At 56.7% G+C, this 18,774-nt stretch carries 15 protein-coding genes; 5 read left to right on the top strand and 10 right to left on the bottom strand.

The genetic code is table 11. The annotated features are described in order from the left end of the window. Positions 1 to 19 precede the first annotated feature (19 nt). The 3 genes from PSR63_RS06635 to PSR63_RS06625 all read right to left on the bottom strand — a co-directional run bounded on the left by PSR63_RS06635 (position 20) and on the right by PSR63_RS06625 (position 1,945). Positions 20 to 571, bottom strand: a complete 552-nt coding sequence (locus tag PSR63_RS06635; RefSeq protein WP_274331801.1) for a DUF1697 domain-containing protein — start codon at positions 569 to 571, stop codon at positions 20 to 22. Between the two features lie 59 nt (positions 572 to 630). After that, entirely contained in the window at positions 631 to 1,200 is a 570-nt protein-coding gene (locus PSR63_RS06630) for an antibiotic biosynthesis monooxygenase (protein ID WP_274331800.1), read from the bottom strand. A 115-nt stretch (positions 1,201 to 1,315) separates the two neighbouring features. Then, complete coding sequence (locus tag PSR63_RS06625) at positions 1,316 to 1,945, bottom strand: antibiotic biosynthesis monooxygenase (protein WP_274331798.1); 630 nt, start codon at positions 1,943 to 1,945, stop codon at positions 1,316 to 1,318. Between the two features lie 481 nt (positions 1,946 to 2,426). Here PSR63_RS06625 and PSR63_RS06620 point away from each other — a divergent pair, with 481 nt between their 5' ends. Both PSR63_RS06620 and PSR63_RS06615 read left to right on the top strand, forming a co-directional pair. Beyond that, entirely contained in the window at positions 2,427 to 2,945 is a 519-nt protein-coding gene (locus PSR63_RS06620) for a hypothetical protein (protein ID WP_274331797.1), read from the top strand. Positions 2,946 to 3,063: 118 nt separating this feature from the next. Beyond that, the gene (locus tag PSR63_RS06615) at positions 3,064 to 3,924 is read left to right on the top strand and encodes a hypothetical protein (protein ID WP_274331796.1); all 861 of its coding nucleotides are present in this window, start codon (positions 3,064 to 3,066) and stop codon (positions 3,922 to 3,924) included. 90 nt (positions 3,925 to 4,014) lie between these two features. On the opposite strand, the gene PSR63_RS06610 is transcribed toward PSR63_RS06615, so the two are convergent. Both PSR63_RS06610 and glgP read right to left on the bottom strand, forming a co-directional pair. Next, positions 4,015 to 6,186 (bottom strand): SHD1 domain-containing protein, encoded by a 2,172-nt coding sequence (locus PSR63_RS06610; RefSeq protein WP_274331794.1) that lies wholly within the window; start codon positions 6,184 to 6,186, stop codon positions 4,015 to 4,017. A gap of 324 nt (positions 6,187 to 6,510) precedes the next feature. Next, complete coding sequence (gene glgP, locus PSR63_RS06605; RefSeq protein ID WP_274331792.1) at positions 6,511 to 8,706, bottom strand: alpha-glucan family phosphorylase; 2,196 nt, start codon at positions 8,704 to 8,706, stop codon at positions 6,511 to 6,513. 402 nt (positions 8,707 to 9,108) lie between these two features. Between glgP and PSR63_RS06600 the strand changes: the two genes are divergently transcribed. The 3 genes from PSR63_RS06600 to PSR63_RS06590 all read left to right on the top strand — a co-directional run bounded on the left by PSR63_RS06600 (position 9,109) and on the right by PSR63_RS06590 (position 11,310). Next, entirely contained in the window at positions 9,109 to 10,188 is a 1,080-nt protein-coding gene (locus PSR63_RS06600) for an acyl-CoA dehydrogenase family protein (RefSeq protein ID WP_274331791.1), read from the top strand. Between the two features lie 35 nt (positions 10,189 to 10,223). Next, positions 10,224 to 10,895, top strand: coding sequence for an adenylyl-sulfate kinase (gene cysC, locus PSR63_RS06595; protein WP_274331789.1), 672 nt, complete (start codon positions 10,224 to 10,226; stop codon positions 10,893 to 10,895). A 178-nt stretch (positions 10,896 to 11,073) separates the two neighbouring features. Next, positions 11,074 to 11,310, top strand: coding sequence for a BON domain-containing protein (locus tag PSR63_RS06590; RefSeq protein ID WP_274331788.1), 237 nt, complete (start codon positions 11,074 to 11,076; stop codon positions 11,308 to 11,310). A gap of 42 nt (positions 11,311 to 11,352) precedes the next feature. On the opposite strand, the gene waaF is transcribed toward PSR63_RS06590, so the two are convergent. The 5 genes from waaF to PSR63_RS06565 all read right to left on the bottom strand — a co-directional run bounded on the left by waaF (position 11,353) and on the right by PSR63_RS06565 (position 18,765). Beyond that, entirely contained in the window at positions 11,353 to 12,420 is a 1,068-nt protein-coding gene (gene waaF / locus PSR63_RS06585; RefSeq protein ID WP_274331786.1) for a lipopolysaccharide heptosyltransferase II, read from the bottom strand. Positions 12,421 to 12,442: 22 nt separating this feature from the next. Continuing rightward, positions 12,443 to 13,945 (bottom strand): D-glycero-beta-D-manno-heptose 1-phosphate adenylyltransferase, encoded by a 1,503-nt coding sequence (gene rfaE2 / locus PSR63_RS06580; protein ID WP_274331784.1) that lies wholly within the window; start codon positions 13,943 to 13,945, stop codon positions 12,443 to 12,445. Between the two features lie 148 nt (positions 13,946 to 14,093). Then, the gene (locus PSR63_RS06575) at positions 14,094 to 14,495 is read right to left on the bottom strand and encodes an amidohydrolase (protein WP_274331782.1); all 402 of its coding nucleotides are present in this window, start codon (positions 14,493 to 14,495) and stop codon (positions 14,094 to 14,096) included. Next, entirely contained in the window at positions 14,485 to 15,057 is a 573-nt protein-coding gene (locus PSR63_RS06570) for a hypothetical protein (protein WP_274331780.1), read from the bottom strand. Before PSR63_RS06570 ends, PSR63_RS06575 begins: the two co-directional genes overlap by 11 nt. Positions 15,058 to 15,222: 165 nt before the next feature. After that, positions 15,223 to 18,765, bottom strand: coding sequence for an FtsX-like permease family protein (locus PSR63_RS06565; RefSeq protein WP_274331778.1), 3,543 nt, complete (start codon positions 18,763 to 18,765; stop codon positions 15,223 to 15,225). Between the last annotated feature and the right edge of the window lie 9 nt (positions 18,766 to 18,774).

The raw sequence follows: 18,774 nt of genomic DNA, 5'->3' as shown, positions 1-18,774 counted from the left end.
TAAGGGAAAATAGCCGGACTTAGTTTGCTAGATATTTGGTAGTTAGCTTACGAATTGTGTTTATGGTGCGCATAGTGTGCGTCGGCAGCTTGATCGCCTTGATGGCCGGCAGGTCCCAGACATGAGAGTCCGACATGCGGCCTTTCCGAAGCCAATACAGCTCGCGATCGATCACCCGGAAGGCGTCTTCATCAGTGCGGACCGCTTCCAGGTTGGCGGCCATTTTGGGCGGCACTTTCTTCGAGAAGAACGAGACGTGGACGTTCCAGTCTGGCTCGTCTTGCAGGGGGAAGACTTCCCGCTGAGCAATCAATTGAACCTCCGCAGCTGAGCGAATGAACGTATCGACCGGGTAGCCGAGGGAAGACTCAAGGTGCTGGGAGATACGCTCAGCAAGTTTTGTGTCCGCAGTCTTGGGCACGCAGAAGATGACATTGCCGCTGGCGATATACGTTTCGACCTGCTGATAGTCGAGTTCCAGCAGAAGCTCGCGCAACCGGTCCATGCTTAACCGGCGCTTGCCCAAGTTCATGCCACGCAAGAACGCAACGTACTGATGAAGTCTCGCCATGGCTCAAGTCTATCAGGCAGCGACGAATTGGTCTTGGTTACGGACTCTTCGCTTGAGACTTAGTCGGAAAGTGACTGGCCCAGGATAGGAACACTCGAATTCGGCGGATGCAGCCACGCGGCGAAGACTTTGCTCAGGATCGGCATGACTAGCCAGGCCAAGGTCACCGTGACGAAGATTGTCGTTATGGCCGTCGCCACAAGACTATGCAGGCTGCTCAAGGCGGGAGGTAGCACATTGCCCCAGAATAGAACGGAAGGATAAACACCCAGCCAAGTGACGACTGCCATTTTCCAACGCGGAGGGCTCAGCTTGGGATCACGGAAGAAGGCCTCCAGGCCGTGTAATTTGCGACGCGTGGCTTCTTCGACAACCAACGGCTTGGTTAATTCGTGGAAGTCGCGGAATCGTGCCGACTGATAAAACGCGTCACACGATGCTTGGTTTTCAAACGACCTCAAGATGCCGTAGGTGCAACCATGGGTGCCAGGCACTGGGGCAAGCAGCAGCACGCCGGCCGTCCCAGGTTCGTGCAACGATTCCCGCGCAAAGTCCCGCAGCGCGGCCTCGTACTCTACCTCTTTACCAGGTCTGGCTTGGTGCGTAATCGCGACATGAACGTTGCTCATGTGGACCTCGTTTGAACTTCAGATTCGATTTGCGACAACCGGCGGAGATGTCTGCGATGCAAACGCATTGCACTGGGACACAGTACGCCGGGATTTGTTCGCAATCAAGCGAAGATCAAACGCGTTCCAACTCGAACCGCTCTAAGAACTCTTCGTGCTCTTCCCGGACTTGCTCAGGCTGCTCGGTGGCAAAGTCGGGGATCGTGGGCTGCTCTTGGCGAGGAGACAACCACGGGCGGAAAAGTTTCGTCAAGAATGGCATGATGATCCAAGCCAACGAGGCAACAACAAAGACGTTGACGATGGCTCGAATCAGGAGATCATGCATGAAGCCAATCAGCGGAGGAATGGTCAACGAGAAGAGCAGGGCGCTTGGGAACACGCCCAGCCAGGTCACGATGAACATCTTCCACTTCGGAGGGCTCGTTCTCGGATCGTGAAAGAAGACTTCCAGGCCATTGAGCGGGCGGCGTTTGGCCTCGTCCGCTACCAGCGGACGCGTCCGCCGATGGAACTCACGATAGCTCTCGGAATGATAGAACGCTTCACACGATGCACGATCTTCAAAGGTACGCAGGATCCCGTATTCTTTGCCCAGTGTTCCAGGTGCCGGAGCGAGTAGCAGAACGCCAGAGGCGCCCGGTTCGTCGAGCGACTGTTTGGCAAACTCGCGTAAGGCGGCCTCGTATTCTTCCTCCTTACCCGGTTTCGCCTGATGCGTAATGGCAATGTGAAACTGACCCATCGTCAAATCCTTGGACTGGTCACAACATGACCTCTCGTCTTTGAAGAACACTACCGAGCGATTCAAGGCTGCAAACTCCACACCAAAGTCCGGCTCGGAGGTGGTCTTTTAATGACCAACGAACCGAAAGGCCCAGACATCCCCTCAAGGACTCGTTTTTTGCACAGAATCAAGCACTTAGAAGCCTAGAAGGGGGCGGCTCAGATTTGAAAAAACATAGATAAAGACGTTGTAAAATTTACGCATTGACGAGCTTCATATAACGATGTTGTTTTCTTATGCAACTTGGTTCGCAGGTGCCTAACCGATTATCAACGCTTCAGGCAAGCCAGTCGGTTCACAACATTCTTGAGGGGGAGAGCTGGTAAATCATTGTCCAGGTGACATGGGATGGGATATCTTGAGGCGTGCCTGACTTACAGAGAAGAAGGCTTGTTCGCGCGAATGCGTTTCTAGACATGCGTACTCGTAGGAGAAGCCCATGGAAGAATTGGTTGAGGCAGACCCCGTCTCTTATCGGGAAGAGTTCTATCCTAACGGCCTTCGTAAGGGGCTTGTTTTAATGGCGATTACCTTCATTCTCGTCTTGCCAGAGGTTTTTGCCTGGGGATCAGGTTCAACGCCTGTCGAATCGCCCCGCTCGTTTCCGTCAGGAGCTTATCGACCCAGAGGCGGGTTCATCCGAGAACCGTCCGAAAGCACGGCATCGAAGATCTTCAACACGATTGGCTCGATTGTGAAGCGAATCTTCATCATCGGATCCGTGACCATTGCCTTGATGGTTTACTACCCCCGTGCTGGCTTCAAACGTTTCGCTCTGCTGGCAGGGCCCATCATTGCGATTCTGGTTCCTTTGGCGATTGCCACCTATCTGCAAGGGCGCGAAGAAGTCTATCGCGTGGAACTCGTCTTCGTAACGATGCTTGCGGCCTTACCGGGGGCCGCTTTATACGTTGGCCTTACCTGGATGAAGGCCAAGCGGTTGGGCTGGCAGTGGTAAGTGATGAAACGGTTTCCCGTCTTATCGAAAGAAATCGGATTTTGCACGCAACCCATTGGAATTCCCGGCGATAACGCCCTTACAGGCGGAGCATCTCTTATCGCGAAGGAGTCAGGCTATGTGGAAAATCAGCGCGTCGGTGGGTAGTTACGAAAGTGGTGCGACAAACCACTCAGCAGATATAACGACCGTTCAGAAGATGCTGACGCAGATTTCTAAGAAGACGGCCAATCCAAGCTTCGATCCCAAGGGGATCGACGGAAAAATTTCCCGGGTGGGTGCGACGTCCAACACGGTCAAAGCCATCATCAGCTTCCAGGCAAAACGTGTTGGCCTGGCCAGACCCGATGCGCGGATCGACGTGGGCGGCAAGACCTGGAAGACAATGACATCATTGATTGGTGCCGTGGCACCACCAACGGCCAAGCCGGTCCCGGTCGGTGGGCTGATCACGCTGACTGTCCAGCACGGTGGTAAGATGCCCACGAAGACCAAACGCAAGCGAGGCGAGTCGGCGACCTTCAACGGTATGTATGAGTCGTCCTTTATGCTGACTGGTGGTGGGGTAAACGGAACCTTCAAGGGATCGATCTGGCCTGATGACATGACCGTCAAGGGACGCGTCATCGATGGTACCTATCCGCTGCATATCGGTTTTCACAAGGGGGGAACCGCTGCCAAGCAAGGAGCCGATAAGCTGGTCATGAAACGCGAAGGCATTCGTCCTGGCCTGCTGGTCAACATGCGAAAACCGGTCAGCGTTCAAAGCGATAACCCTGGCAAGACAACGTCGGTCGGCATCAACGTCCATAACGGGTTCAACAGTGGTCGGGGGTCGGATGGTTGTTTGACGTTACAGCCCAGCGATTGGCCGCGATTCATTCAGATCTTTCTGGATGGGTTTCCAGACATCAATGACTGGCACGCTATGTACAACAACACCGGCAAGAAGATCGGCCAGTTGGTGATCAAGCCGTAGCGTGCCTGTTCAAGCAAGAAAGAACAATGGCCAGTCGATGGGTTTTCGACTGGCCATTTTTTTGCACAGGGGTATCACCGCCACCAAGGGTCAGTTGTTCAAGAATACCGGCCGGCCGTTGGCGTAGATCATGTTTCGCATGCTAGTGGGTTCGAGGCCCTTGGTTGAAACTTTGGTCGAACCAAAACCACGTCCGTACTTGGGATCCAGGATCATTGCCGGAATTCGGCTGCGGGTGAAGAAGTTGACGTCTTCCTTCTGACGATCGACTTGCTGTTGAATCGTTTCGTCTGCGTTCACGAAAAACCCTGGTCCAGTGGAAGTTCGGTTAACCCAGATCGTTGTGTCTCCGACCATGATATCGAGCTTGGAGATGATTGGCGTATACGTGACCGTCTCGGGTGCCCGATAGAAACCAAAGAAGCGATAGGTGCGGGTGACGGTTTCGCCGAGCGTAATATCCGCGTGCATCACCGCATCGTAATCTTCTTGGTTGAGTTCCCAGCCATTCTCTTGGATCTTGGCGAGCAAGGCACTGTAGACCGTTGGGTTGTGGGTATTGCCGCAGCGGACTTCCAGACGAATCTTGCTGCCGGGCTTCAAGACAACCAGATCGTCGCGTTTGACGCCTTCGGTTTTTTCTCGCACTTCCGGGCCAGGCAACTTCACATTACCCACGGCCAGACCGGCCCGTTTTCCATTGGCACGAAGTTCGGCGCCGTACACCAAGTGACCGTTGAGCACGCCCATCGTCTGGCGACCTTCCGATTCTTTCACGGCGGTGACCGTACCGTACTCCAGGCTGTAATTCCAAATAGCGATGCCTTCGTTCAGATCGTATAGAATCATTTCCATGATGTTCTTGATCATCAGCATATCGCCGTCGACCCAATACATTTCTTTCGCCAGCGAACCACCGATCGACTCGGCCGGATGTGCGACCGGTTCGGCGATGGGGTCGGTCAAATTCCAAATCGTCAGCGTGTTCTCTTCCAGCGTGGCCAACTTGGAACCGTCTTCGCTGGGGGCCGCCAGCTTGATGCGGTTCTCGGTGATCAGCTTGGTGATCGTTGTCCCTGTTACCGCGTCGAAGATTCGGACGCTCTCGTTTTCGACCAGGAAGCCATACTTCGCCGTTCCGCTGAGTGTCGGTGGAGTCGACCACGTGTGGTCCTGGAACAGGCGGTAAGCAACCGACCGGTTCGCGACATCCCAGCCGACGTACTGCTTGTCGGCAAATCGATGGAGGACAAGGTTTCCGTTGATCAAGCGCGCCCAAGGTTCTTTGTCGTAGCCGTCATCGGGGTACGCTTCCCAGCTCACAACAGGCTCTACCGATTCGTCGGTTGGTAAGACTTCCCACACCGAGAGGACCGTCTTGCGACGACCAAAGCGGCCTCCCTCGAGTTCGTAGCGATACGTCAACAGACGATGCGAAGCCGGATGATAGTCCAGGACCATCTCGCCATCGGGCAGCGACTGCTCTTTGGTGATCTTCTTTTGCTTCAGCGAGATCCAAGCGATACGCGTGCGATCGAACTTGTCTGCCTTACGCGGATCGACCGGATACTCGGCCGAGACCAGCACCAGCCCATCGGGCCCGCCGATCGGTTGAATCAGACCGAATTGTTCTTCTTCGTAGTACTTGCCGAAGCCAACACCACCTTGCGGAATGACCATATAGGGCGGAATGGGATCGGCGAGAATGGCAATGCGTTCTTCCGCGTAGCCGACGCTACCGAACGCGTTGAGGTTTTCGTTATCGGTTCCGGCAAAACGGATCGGGGTAATCGGCTTAGGAGGCGGCACGGCCCGGATGCCCATCTCGGCTTTGATCCGTTCGATGAGACGCTGGTCGGCGTCCCCGAGTTTGGCGATCGGAACTTCGATCTCAGACATGTCTTCACGACGCAGGCGAATCTTGTCATTCACGATCCCTAGCGGTGCCGCCATGATCTTGAAGGTGCCGCTGGAATCGGTCCACGTTCGGGCCGGTCCGATCGCGCCATCTTCGTAGGCGAAACGAACGACCTTTGGTTGATAAACTTCGCGCTTAAGGCTGCTGTAGCTCGCGGTTTCAATCAGAAGTTCACCGCGGCGATTGATGTCGACGACGGTGCCGTTCTTCCATTCATCTTTCCAATCGTCCCATACCTGGACCACGTCGCCGACTTTGAACTTGCCGGCTTCCGCGACCAACGGAATCAAGAAGAGCAGAAGAGGAGCAAAGAGCCATGCCCGGAATTTACTTTTGTGATTCATCAGATTCATCATGCCCAAGGCGATAAGGACGTAAAATAAGGGATGCCATGAGGATGTGGTTGGAGGAGGGTCGGCGCGCGGGTCGCCGAGGGAATGGTCCAACCGATTGCCACTTCTCTGTTCATCAGGCTATCGGGGGGGTAGATGCCCATCCCGGTCTTTTTATTATGTCAACGTTGATGCCTCGTGTCAGCCGGAATCTTGCTGATTTGGCCAAACTCAAACAAAACCATCTTTGATTGCTATGATTTTGACGAGACACCACGAAAAAAGGATCCGGCCGAACCGGATCCTTTTCAATGATTTTGAGAATCTGCGTGGTGCTTAACCAGGCATTTGGCTGCTTAAGCCACCAGCGGCTGGCACGTAGCACAGCTTGGTGTAGTCGGCCACCATACGGTGGGCACTGAATCGCCAGGCCGAAGTGCTGATGCTGTACATCATGCGTTTGATCCAGCCTTGTGGCAGACCGTCGACATCGCGGTCGTAGTACAGCGGGATCACTTCGTTTTCGAGCACCTTGTACAGGTCTTCCGCATCGCGGGCATCCTGCTTGGCCACATCGGTGTGCGTACGACCGGTGCCGATAGCAAAGCCGTTGCGGCCGTCGTAGGCTTCTGCCCACCAACCGTCGAGGATCGAGCAGTTCAAGCCGCCGTTGAGAACGACCTTCTGGCCCGAGGTGCCGGAGGCTTCCAGTGGCTGGCGAGGGTTGTTCAACCAAACGTCCACACCCTGGATCAAGTGACGGCCGACGTTGATGTCGTAATCTTCGATGAACACAATCTTGTCACGGAACTGTGGATCGTGACGCAGGTTGTGAATCTTCTTGATCTTGGCCTTACCTGGTTCATCTTTCGGGTGAGCTTTACCACTGAAGATAAACTGCACCGGACGCTTCGGATCGCTCATCATTTCGATCAGGCGATCGACGTCGGTCATAAACAGGTCGGCTCGTTTGTAGGTAGCGAAACGACGTGCGAACCCGATCGTCAAGACGTTCGGATCCAGCACGGTTCGTGCGCGTTCCACTGCATCATCGCTTTCACCTCGGCGACGACATTGACGCGAGATGCGACGACGGACGAACTGCAGCAGCAAGTTCTTTAGCGTGGCGTGCGTTTCCCAAAGTTCACCTGGGTCGACGTCGTGGATGAATTGCCATACGTCCGACTCGCCCATGCGTTGATACCAACCGCTGGGGAAGTGGCGATCGTAAAGCTGCATCATCTGCCAGGCGATCCACGATGGAATATGCACACCGTTGGTGATGTGCCCGATCGGAATCTCTTCTTCAACACGCCATGGCCACAGGTGGGCCCACATGCTTCGCGAAACGTGCCCGTGAAGTTGGCTCACGGCGTTGGCACGGCGGGAAGCCTTCAGCCCCAACACCGTCATGCAGAACGTTTCGTGCTGATTGTTCGTATCGACCCGACCCATGCCCATCAGCTGCTCGTGCGAGATATCGATCGATTCTCGCAAGACGCCCAGATGTTCTTCGATCAGACCGGCATCAAAGCGGTCGTGACCAGCAGGCACAGGAGTGTGCGTGGTGAAGACGGTTCGCTTAGCAACTTCGCGAAGGGCGTCGTCGAAGCTCATGCCGTCTTCGTGCATGTGATCGCGAACGGCTTCGAGCGTGGCGAACGCGCTGTGACCTTCGTTCAGGTGATACACGCCAGGGGTGATGCCCAAAGCCTTGAGGGCCTTGATACCACCAACGCCGAGCACCATTTCCTGGCGGATACGTGTGCGTTCGTCACCACCGTACAGACGGCTAGTCAATTCGCGGTCTTCGGGGCTGTTGCCTTCGACGTCGCAGTCCAACAGGAACAGCGGCACGCGACCGACGTTCATCTGCCAGACTTTCGCCAAAAGGTTGCCATCCTTCATCTGGATGGTCACCGTGATCGGCTTGCCATCCGGGTCGGTGGCAGGCTTCATCGGAAGGTTCTCGACTTTGGTGTCGAGATATTCTTCCACTTGGTAACCTTCGTCGTTGAGGTGCTGCTTGAAGTAACCCTGATCGTAGAACAGACCAATGGCAACAAGCGGCACGCCCAGACCACTGGCACTCTTGATATGGTCACCGGACAAAACGCCGAGACCGCCAGAATAGATCTGAATCGATTCGTGAATACCGAATTCGGCCGAGAAGTAGGCCACCGGCTTACCACCGAGAACGCCCGCATGGGTATCGGCCCATGGGGTGCTGCTGGCCATGTATTCTTTCAGCCGGCGGTAAGCGTGATTGATACGGCTATAAAGCACCATCTCCGCGACCCGCGTCTCGAGACGCTCGGGGGTAAATTCGCGGAGCAAGGCGATTGGATTATGGTCTAACTGTCGCCAACGGATGGGGTCGAGATCGCGGAACAGATTGAATACGTCCGGTTGCCAAGTCCACCAAAGATTATTGGCCAGCGACATGCACTTTTCGTACAACTTTTCGGCCGAGAGTTCGACGGGTGCTGTCACGTTGTCGTCCTCGGTTCTGGTCATTTCAGCCTGGCTCATCGCAGTTACCTAACTGGTTGAAGATACAAGGGCTTCTGAATCCATGCACACTGGCAATGTAGCGAGTTGACTTCCGACACGCGACCCCTGCAAGCAAATGCAGGGGGGGTAATATGCCAGGAAATTCCTACAAGCGTCTGATCTATCTCGATTCACTTCCCGTAATTCTTTCGTAGCTTGCCAGCTTGTCGTAGCTTACGGATGAACCGTCAATTCAGGGAGGCCAATTATTGAGGGCGAGTTGAGGTGAGACTGTCAGGTCGACCTTTCTCTGGCCGCTTGCCACCATCGCACACTCTGGGAATGATGGTTTCAATGAGATAGAACAGCTTGCAGTAGAAGCAAACCGAATGCCAACATTGCCAGCGACGCTGGCGCCTTGACCCTCTGATGGGGATAACGATGGCCGATAAAGAAATCATCACACCCGATTCAAGCAACCTTGCGGTACTATGTGCGCAGCTAAGCGAAAACGCGAATTCTCTGCAGACCGCGCAGGACTGGCCTGCTCAACAGCTACTTAATTGTGCAGAGCATGGGGTCTTTCGCTGGTTTATCGCCCAAGAGCAGGGCGGGCTCGGTTGGTCAGGCGATGATGTCGTGCGAGGTTATCTCGAACTTTCTGCCGCTTGTTTGACCACAACGTTCGTAATTACCCAGCGCACAGGGGCATGTCGACGGATTGCCTCGAGCGAGAACGAGGCCCTGAAACGATCGTTGCTGCCTGATTTGCTCTCAGGCCGAACGTTCGCCACGGTCGGCATCTCGCATCTAACGACCAGTCGTCAGCACCTGAAGAAGCCAGCGCTGTTAGCAACCGAAGTCGACGGCGGCTACAAGCTCGATGGTTACAGCCCTTGGGTCACGGGGGCCAAAGCGGCCGATACGCTGGTGATTGGTGCCAGTCTGGAAGACGGTCGGCAGCTGCTGATGGCGGTGCCTGCCAAGGGGATTGGAATCGAAGTAGGTGAGCCGGCAGAACTAGTCGGCTTGTCGGCCAGTCAAACCGGCCCGGTCAATTTCAAAGAGGCATTCTGTCCGCACGAGTGGATCCTGGATGGTCCTCGCGAAGATGTGATGAAGAAGGGGAAAGGGGCCAACACCGGTGGTCTGGAAACTTCGACTTTGGCCGTCGGTCTTTCCACGGCTGCGTATCGTTTCCTGGTAGCTCAGCGTGAAAAACGAACCGAGTTCGCCCAACCAACCGAACACTTCGAGGCGGAGCTCGAGGCCCTGAAGAACGATCTTCTAGCGGCCGCTGCGGGAGAGCCTCAGTGCGATCCGCTGCAGATCCGCTCGCGTGCCAACAGCCTCGTGCTGCGGATCACCCAGGCGGCCCTCAGTTCAGCCAAGGGGGCCGGCTATCTGCAAAGCCACGATGTAGGACGCTGGTGCCGCGAGGCGCTGTTCTTCCTGGTGTGGAGCTGCCCGAGCAACGTCCTGTCCGCGAACCTCTGCGAACTTGCTAGAATCGAGGGCTAACTATTAGCCTCACTGCAACTGTGTAAGAACTCACCATGTCTGAAAACGTTGAAATCACCTGGCACGACCACCATGTTTCCCGCACCGATCGGGAGAAACTCAATGGACATGGAGGGGGTGTGGTTTGGTTCACCGGGCTCAGCGGCAGTGGTAAAAGCACGGTCGCCAACGCGGTCGATGGAAAGCTCCATCAGATGGGCATCCACACCTTTTTGCTCGATGGCGACAACGTTCGTCATGGCCTGAATGCCAGCGGGAAGATTCTCGAAGAAAGCTACTCACCGGAGTTCGCCAAGCGATTTGGGCTTGGGTTCGGTGCCGAAGATCGGGCAGAAAACATCCGCCGGATCGGAGCCGTCGCGGACCTCTTCTGCCAAGCTGGCGTCTTGGTGCTGACTGCTTTCGTGAGTCCTTACCAGGCCGATCGCGATGCGGTCCGACGCATTGTCGAGTCGAGCGGAAGTGCAGGCGACTTCATCGAGGTGTTCGTCGATACACCGCTAGCAGTCTGCGAACAGCGTGATCCGAAAGGGCTATACAAGAAAGCTCGGGCAGGCGAGATCAAAGGCTTCACCGGCATCGACGATCCGTATGAAGCTCCAGCCAAACCGGAAGTTCATCTGGCTGGTGGAGATTACACGCCGGGTCAACTTGCCGATCAAGTGATCGAGCAACTGCGAAAGCTGGGCAAGCTTCCTCAGGTTTAGCTTGACCACTTCTTGATCACGTTCTACAACTAATGGGGTGCATCGCTACTCTGATGAACACACCACGCGACGGATTTGCCGTGGCGGTGCCTACCACTACCTTCTCTCGCACACCTGTCTTGGCCTAACGCGAAAGTGCTGTTTTTTCGCGGGGAAGGCCACTCCAGAGGATTTACGGATGATTAGTTCCTCGATGAAAGATGTCCGCTCGCGCGTTGTCACAGCGCTCGCAGCCAGCAGCAATCCCCGCCTACGATTCATTCAGGTCGAACTTGACGAAGAGCACGAAAACACGGTCTGTCTTAGTGGCCGCGTCACCTCGTTCTATCAGAAGCAACTTGCTCAGGAACTGGTTCGTTCGATCGACAGCGATGTCGAAGTCCGCAATGATCTGCGCGTGGATGATTCTGCCTAAGAGCAATCGGAAGCGCGGCGGAACATTTTCCCCAGCGGAAGCTTAAGCCGCTCGGGATTGATCTGCTTGCCAGTCGAGTTGTCGCTGAGCCGCGATCAGCACGTCGTTCACGGCCAGGTCGCGCATGCAGCGATGATGCTTCAGGGGGCACTCGCGCTCGGCACACGGGGCACAGTCGGTGTCGGCCGAGAGGATCAGTTCGTAAGGATTGTAGTTCTCGGCCCAGCGTGGATCGGTCGGACCAAAAATAGCAACCGCTGGTACGTTGAACGCGGCGGCGAAATGCCGCGGTCCAGAGTCGGTCGTGATCATCAACGAAGCCATGTTAATCACGGCTTTGCTCAGACCAATGCTCGGGTCTTCTTCGGCCAGGCTACGGACGAATGGGTGATTTACTTCACGCTCGATCTGAGCGACCGTCTCGCGTTCGCTGGGGCCACAAATCAAAAGCACCGCATTGCGAGGGTCTTCGACCAAGCGACGAGCGAGCACGGCGTAGTAATCTGCCGGCCAGTGCTTCGCTCCGCCGTACGCTCCCCCGGTGTTGAACACGATCACACGTCGCTCGAAGAAGCGATATTGCCGCCAGAGGACCTGGGCACGCAGATCGTCGAGGTCGGTGAAGCCGAGTTCGCAGTGACGCGAACGAACTTCGTATCCGGCTAGTTCGGCCAGCGAAAGATAGTAGTCGACGGCCGAAACCGGCGTGCGTTCGCCGTTCTCAGTCGGTGGATCTAGCGAATGTGTCAGCAGAGGACCACGGCCATAGCGACGGTAACCGATGCGCTCTTTGACGCCGCCCAGGTAGGCGAGCCCTGCCGAACTGATCGAGTTGGGAAGCAGAATGGCTTGATCGAACCGTTGCCGACGAAGCTGCGAGGCGACATTCAAGAACCGCTGACTCGGCTCTTTCGCTTTCTTGCTCCACAGGATGGCTTCGTCCAGGAAGCTGGTACCGGCCAACACATCTTGCACATAAGGCCGCATCACGCCGACCAGGCGGTCGCCGGGCTTCAGCCCTTCGCGAATTGCCCGTAGGGTTGGCGTGGCCATGACCACGTCGCCGATCCAATTCGGTAAAACGACCGCAATGTTTCGTGTGCCAGCCATGGCCCCACTCCTTGGAAACAGACTAGGCAGCCGTGCGGCGAATGGTTTCGTTAGCCGCAACCTTCTGAATGATGTCGGTCGTCGAAAAACCACCGACGATGTCGACCAGGCGAATCTCTCCGCCATATTCCTGCAGAATGTCGTACCCGGGGATTTCTTCCGGTACGTAGTGCCCACCCTTGACCAAAATGTCGGGGCGAACCGCTTTGATCAGGTCATACGGCGTGTCTTCGCCGAAGACCACCACGTAGTCGACGCACGAGAGCGCGGCCAGCATGGCCGAGCGTTCCGTCTCGCTGATGACCGGGCGCGTTGGGCCTTTGAGCTTCGAGACGCTCTCGTCGCTGTTGAGTCCTACGACCAGGATCTCGCCCATCTTCGAGGCTTCGGTCAGGTTGGTCACGTGTCCGAAGTGCAGCAGATCGAAACAACCGTTGGTGAAGACGATCTTCTCGCCGCGGCGACGATGCTCTTCGGCAATCGAGGCAATCTGCTGATGGGTGACAATCTTCTTCTGACCCGGCAGCAGGTCGGTGCGAAGTTCGGCTTCGATCTCGGCCAGGGGAATTACGGCCACGCCAGACTTTTCGACTTCCAGTCCTGCGGCCACGTTCGCCAGGCGAACCGAGTTTTCTTTATCCAAGCCGCTACCCAGACAAGCACCCAGCATGGCCAGAACCATATCGCCGGCGCCGGTGATGTCGTACACGCTACGGGCCTGGGTGGGGAAGTGGCACGACGCGCCATCTCGGCTGACCAAGGCCATGCCGTCTCGGTCGAGCGTGACGATCACATCCTGCAGGTCCAACTGTTGGCACAATTGGCTGCCCGCAGAGGACGCATCGGAAACGGTCTTCAGCGAAACACCGCTGGCCAGTTCGGTTTCGATTCGGTTGGCCTTCAGCAGGGTAGCGCCGCGGTAACGCTCGTAGTCGTGCCCTCGCATCGGGTCGACCAGCGTCGGAATATCATGCTCGTTGGCCAACTGGATGACCATTTGCAGCAGCTTCGGCGTGCAGACCCCTTTGTTGTAGTCGGAGATCAGAATGACGTCGAAGTCTTCAATTTGGTTTTCAATCCCCGAGTAGATCTTCTCGACGAGCCAATCGGCGATGGGTTCGGTCTTTTCGTGATCGACGCGAAGGATTTGGCTTGGATGACGTGAACCGGCTCGACCGACGAAGCGTTCTTTCAGCGTGGTCGGACGCGACGCATCGCACGCAATCAGTCGTGTGTCGATGCCTGATTGCTGAGCGAGTTCCACCATCTGCGAGCCTGACTCGTCGCGGCCGTGTACGCCAGCGGCCACCACGTGACAATCGAGGCCACGCAGCATGTTACAGACGTTAGCGGCTCCGCCCAGACGCAGTTCCTGGTCGTCGGCGTGCAGCACAATAACGGGAGATTCCTGACTGATTCGCTGAGCGTCGCCGTAGGTGTAACGGTCGAGGATCATGTCCCCCAAGACCAGAACCTTGGCGGGATGCATCGATTTGAACGCTTGCAAGAGCGGGGGGAGGCTCACGGCTCGTCTTCCTTGACGTGGCTTTTATCGGAAAACCCAGGCCAACTCCGATCCGTGGACAGCCCAGGCAAGGTTTCTCGGGCCTTGGTTATACCCAGAATGGAGAGCTGGGCAAATAGAGAACCTGACAGCAGTCGAAGGCCCCCGTTTAGGAGCCGCTGCTAGCACCGAGAATGGCTTCGACCTGATTCACCACCAGGCGACAACTGACCGCGGCCATTTTGAAGTTGGTGTGGTCCGAGATCTCAGGCTGGATCTCTTCGAACAGCTCACACGCTTTGCGAAGCTTGCTGAATTTCTTCTTGGCTTGCTTCAAGTAGGTACCGGGGTCGTTGGCTTGAACGGCCGGCCCCAGGGCCAGCATGTAGTCATACAGCGTTCGAGCGACTTGCTGCAGCTCTTCGTCTTCTTCCGTTTCCTCGGCGTGCTTGAGGAACGTACGCACCATCCACAGATGGGCCATCTGCGAGTCGATGGCCTCCATCTGGGACTGCGGCGTTAGCGACGTGTCACTCATCAATGCAAGCAGGCCTTCCGCGTTACTCGGCATCGCCGGTCAGCTTTTCGACGGCGCTGGGCTGCTTGGTCGGTTCTGCCTTGCTGACCTCTTCGGTCTTTTCTGGTGCGTGAGCCGACTTCTGCGGTGGGGCACCCTTCGGAGCAAACAGCAGCACGGTCACGGCACCGGCAATGGTCATGATGATCCCGGCATAGAAGATCGGACCTGCCTGGCTCCACAGGTTCTTCGTGAACAGCGAGATGATGGTCGTCACGATCGGGGCGAAACCGAACACCAGCGGCATCACCACCCATGGCTTGCCTCCGTTGGTGAGCGCGAGAATCAAACCGAACGCACCAAACGTTCCGCACGTCCCGGCGATGAAGCTCCACGAGAACCCGCTGAAAGTCCATTCGGTGGTGAACTTGCCTTGGGCGATCAGAATGGCCGAAGGAATGATCACCGCCACCACCAGGTAAGCCAAGCCAACGCAGATCAGCGGCTTGATGCGGTCGTTGCCCAGGTGATGCTGGCCTTCGTGAAGGACCGGACCGTAACTTCCCCAAGAGAGTGCGGTTAGCGCGATTCCACAGATGATGAAAATGAAATGCATGGAAGAACTACTCCAGGTTGGGTCAGGGGGAGGCGAAATAGTTGTTAGAACGACTTTTGCCCATTCTAACGAGCGAACTGGTCGTTGACGAGGTCCAGCTACCAGAAGCCGACGATTAAGTTGCCGCGGCAATCGGGGCAGGGGACCGGGAAGCGGAATGCCTGCTCAGTTCCCACGCAGGGCCGGGACGATGTTCCCTTTCAGGGCCGAACGTACGGCAAGGCTACTGCTGATGATACCGACAACCAGGATCACACCTAACATCACGCCCAGCGAAACGAACGGGATCGACGCGTTGCCGAACACCATGTGCGGCACGACCGTGATCAACGCCGAAATAATACCGGTTGCCAGTCCGCCCAGCAGCAAGACCATCGTTTCACGCATGACCAGCGAGTACAGCCGACTGTCGGCAAAGCCGGCCGCTCGGAGTAAGGCCAGCTCGGACCGCCGCTCAAGAATGGTTCGCAGCTGAACGGCTGCCAGGCCAAACGTACCCAGCAAGAGCCCCAATGCCCCTAGGCTTTGGAAGGTCGACAAGTAAGTGTTTTGCACTGCCAACAGGCCGGTCAATATCTTCTCGGCCGACGTGATGTCGAAGCCTTGGTCGGAAAGTCGATTCTCTAAGATGTCGCGGATGGCTTGTTCTTTCCCTTCCGGTGTGCGAATGAGAAACATCTCGTAGCCGCTCACGTCGGGATAACGCTCGACGAAGTTCACTTCGCCGATCAACAGGTTCCCTTGAAAGACACTGTTGGAAAGCAAGCCAGCGACGACGTACTTCGTCTCGCGGCCGTCATCGTCGGTGGTGGTGAACTCTTCGCCGATGCCGCCATACAAATGCAGGGCATACATGGCCGTATTCTTATCGAGTGCCACCGGGATCGGCTGATCGATGCCATCCGCTTTCACTTCCAAGGCTTCCCACGGTGTAGCATCCTCAGGCTTGCGACCGCTTGCTGCCCACTCGAAGTGGGTGACATCGGACTGGGCGTAATACTTCATCATGCTCGGCGTTACACCCAGCACGCGAGGACTGCTCGATTGATAGAGATTCAAACAGCTGGCATCGTCGCCAGGTTGAACCCGCAACGAGAGGATCGTGGTCGACTTGAGTTGTTGGTCTTCTTCGTCAGTGAAGCCTGTTTCCAGGCGGCCTTCTTCGGTATTGAGATCGCGATAGAGAGGCTGCGAACTCTCGGCAATCAGGTTCATCCCGCCAGAGCCGGTATCGGTGGGCGAAAGCCGGAACGCCCCGATCGCCACAATCAGGAACGCGGCCGACGCAATCAAACCGATCGTGAGCGTGCTACGTCCCGGGTTCCGGGCCGCATTGCTGATGGCCAACTGTCCGAGCGTGAAGGAACCTTCGCCGCCAGAACCAGCGCCACTACGCAGCATGTGCCACAGCAGGAGCAGGCATGCCGTGAGGACCAACGCACCGGAACCGAAGAACGCCCCGGCCTGGGCTTCTCCTCCAAGGCCAGCGGCTAAGAACGACAGGCCGACGGCGCCCAAAGCACACGCTATCCCTGTGTACATCGCCCAGAGGCTACGCTTGCCGAAGGTGGTTTGGGTGTCGGTGGTGCTGCCTTGCAGCAGACCCCGCACCGAGAGTTTCTTCAGCCCTCGCATGCCGAAGTAAATCGTCAGCAGACAAACGAGCGAACCACTGATCAGCCCGATTACCAGGCTGCTGGGGTTATCCAAATGCAGCGTCAGAAACGGCGTGACGACTGCCCCCAGCCACCACGTTCTGAGACCGACGAGCATCAGCCAAGCGTAGCCAATCCCAATGATCACGCCGGCGATGCTTCCGACCAACGCAACCAGTCCGGCCTCGCGCATCAACAGGCCCTGGGTGACCTTTCGGTTGAGCCCCACTGCCTGCAAGAGGCCAATCTGCTGGCTCCGCTGCTCGAGGCCCAGGCGGAACAGCAGCGACACCAGCATGAGCGCCGAGCCGATGATGAACATCGAGAAGCCCATGAACAGCACGTTGAATGGGGTCGTGCCAGCGGCCGCACGCAACGCATCCTGGCGAACGGTCAACAAGCGAAAACCAAGCTCCATGCGATGCGGCGTCAGCGCGTCTTCAATCTTGGTTTGCAGTTCGTGCTCGTCGGTGACCTTCTTTCCCGAGAAGCGGAAGGAAGTCACCTCGCCGAAGCGGCTTCCCCACAGCTCTTGCCCTGTCTCGATCGCGACAAATGCTTTGGGGGTGGTGCGATAATAGTCCCAATATTCTTCATCTTCTCCATCGACGCGGGAGTTGTCGTAAGGGAACGGCGGGTCCCAGGTATTGATTGAGTCCTGATCGGTGATGCCTTTCACGACCGGCGTGTAGTCCGGATCATTAGCTGTTGTAGGACGCTTGTCGAACACAGGTGGAATTGTGCGACGAAATGGATCCAACGGCTCGGTGAGCGGCGTGATGGCCACCAGGCGAAAGGTCCGGCCTGTCTCTTTGGCCACGCCGTGTGAACTTTCCGGTTCGAAGTACTTCAGGTAGATCGTATCGCCGACGTTTACTTGTGATTGCTCTTCGGCGTCTTCTTTGCTCAGTTCTGGGTTGTCTTTCCTGAGCTTCGCGGCGCGCGCTTCGACCAGGTGCTGGACGGTCCACGAGTTGAGGACGATCTCGTCCTCGCCAATCTTCTCGATTGGCTTGCCATCAAGATCGACCAGTGGGTAATCGAGTCCGCTAAACTGAATCGCCGTGACGGTCGAGTAGGGGATCGAGGTCTTATCTTCCCCTTCCGGCACTTCCCCGACACCAATCGACGTGGCCAGGTAGGTGAACGTCGGATGGGCATCCCCTTCGAAGGCCTTCTCGACGGCGTCGGACGCAGCGTCGCCAAAGAGCATCCGGCTGCTGGTCAGTTGCCAATAGTCGTAGATCGTTTCCTCTTCGAAGGTTTGCTTGACCTGGGTCAGTTCGAAGTTGTAGTCGGCCAGCGTGAGAAACAGCTTGCTGAGATCGAGCGTCTGGCCGTCGGGATGGCTGACCAGAACCGCGTTGACGCGGTCATCTTGTTCCAAAGCGTCTTGCAGGGCGGATCGCGACGCGTACGCATTGAGCGGCAGCTGCTGCGTGGGGTGCATGCCGAAACGACCGAGACCTTCCGCCGGGATCACTGCTTTCACCGTAAGCCGTGGCAGGCTTTGCGTTTCGGCCGTCTTGCGTCCCAAAGGGCTGTCGGCCGGCACATCGTTGCCGCCTGGTAGACGCAGCGTGACGAGGTCTCCTTGCTTCACGCCTAGCTCTTCGGCGAGTGGCTGATTGAGGATGATCTCTTCGTCGGTGATATCGGTCGGTGTCCAGCCTGACACGTCTCCTAACTTCCAGAAGGCCTCATCAATCCCCAGCACTGCCAGGTTGCCGGCGACCTTGGTCGGATCGTCGGGCTTTTTGGGGACCGTTTGCAGGGTTCCCTGCATGAGGACGATCGGCACGGTCGTGGTGTTTTCGTTCTGCTGAGAAATCTGCCTGGCGACGTTTGGCCGGAAGAAACGATCGGCCAGCAAGATCTCTTGGATGGAACCCAGACGCGACAGGGCCAGATCGCGGAGGCTACCGCGAACCGAATCACCAATGATGAGTGCCCCGGTGAGCACGGCCGTTGCCGCAGCGACACCCAGCAACACGGCCAAGTTGGTTTGCCAGAACTGCTGAGCACTTCGCAGAACCAAACGCCAACGATTCATGATGGAAGT

This window comes from Bremerella sp. P1, from assembly GCF_028748185.1.
Classification (GTDB): Bacteria; Planctomycetota; Planctomycetia; order Pirellulales; family Pirellulaceae; genus Bremerella.
This window is presented reverse-complemented; position numbering and strand designations above follow the sequence as displayed.

What these genes read in the sequence shown, in the direction of transcription:
- PSR63_RS06635 (WP_274331801.1), bottom strand. Translation starts at nt 571, where the DNA reads ATGGCGAGACTTCATCAGTACGTTGCGTTCTTGCGTGGCATGAACTTG.
- PSR63_RS06570 (WP_274331780.1), bottom strand. Translation starts at nt 15,057, where the DNA reads ATGCATTTCATTTTCATCATCTGTGGAATCGCGCTAACCGCACTCTCT.
- PSR63_RS06565 (WP_274331778.1), bottom strand. Translation starts at nt 18,765, where the DNA reads ATGAATCGTTGGCGTTTGGTTCTGCGAAGTGCTCAGCAGTTCTGGCAA.
- PSR63_RS06600 (WP_274331791.1), top strand. Translation starts at nt 9,109, where the DNA reads ATGGCCGATAAAGAAATCATCACACCCGATTCAAGCAACCTTGCGGTA.
- waaF (WP_274331786.1), bottom strand. Translation starts at nt 12,420, where the DNA reads ATGGCTGGCACACGAAACATTGCGGTCGTTTTACCGAATTGGATCGGC.
- PSR63_RS06610 (WP_274331794.1), bottom strand. Translation starts at nt 6,186, where the DNA reads ATGAATCACAAAAGTAAATTCCGGGCATGGCTCTTTGCTCCTCTTCTG.
- PSR63_RS06620 (WP_274331797.1), top strand. Translation starts at nt 2,427, where the DNA reads ATGGAAGAATTGGTTGAGGCAGACCCCGTCTCTTATCGGGAAGAGTTC.
- cysC (WP_274331789.1), top strand. Translation starts at nt 10,224, where the DNA reads ATGTCTGAAAACGTTGAAATCACCTGGCACGACCACCATGTTTCCCGC.
- PSR63_RS06575 (WP_274331782.1), bottom strand. Translation starts at nt 14,495, where the DNA reads ATGCCGAGTAACGCGGAAGGCCTGCTTGCATTGATGAGTGACACGTCG.
- PSR63_RS06615 (WP_274331796.1), top strand. Translation starts at nt 3,064, where the DNA reads ATGTGGAAAATCAGCGCGTCGGTGGGTAGTTACGAAAGTGGTGCGACA.
- PSR63_RS06625 (WP_274331798.1), bottom strand. Translation starts at nt 1,945, where the DNA reads ATGGGTCAGTTTCACATTGCCATTACGCATCAGGCGAAACCGGGTAAG.
- PSR63_RS06630 (WP_274331800.1), bottom strand. Translation starts at nt 1,200, where the DNA reads ATGAGCAACGTTCATGTCGCGATTACGCACCAAGCCAGACCTGGTAAA.
- glgP (WP_274331792.1), bottom strand. Translation starts at nt 8,706, where the DNA reads ATGAGCCAGGCTGAAATGACCAGAACCGAGGACGACAACGTGACAGCA.
- PSR63_RS06590 (WP_274331788.1), top strand. Translation starts at nt 11,074, where the DNA reads ATGATTAGTTCCTCGATGAAAGATGTCCGCTCGCGCGTTGTCACAGCG.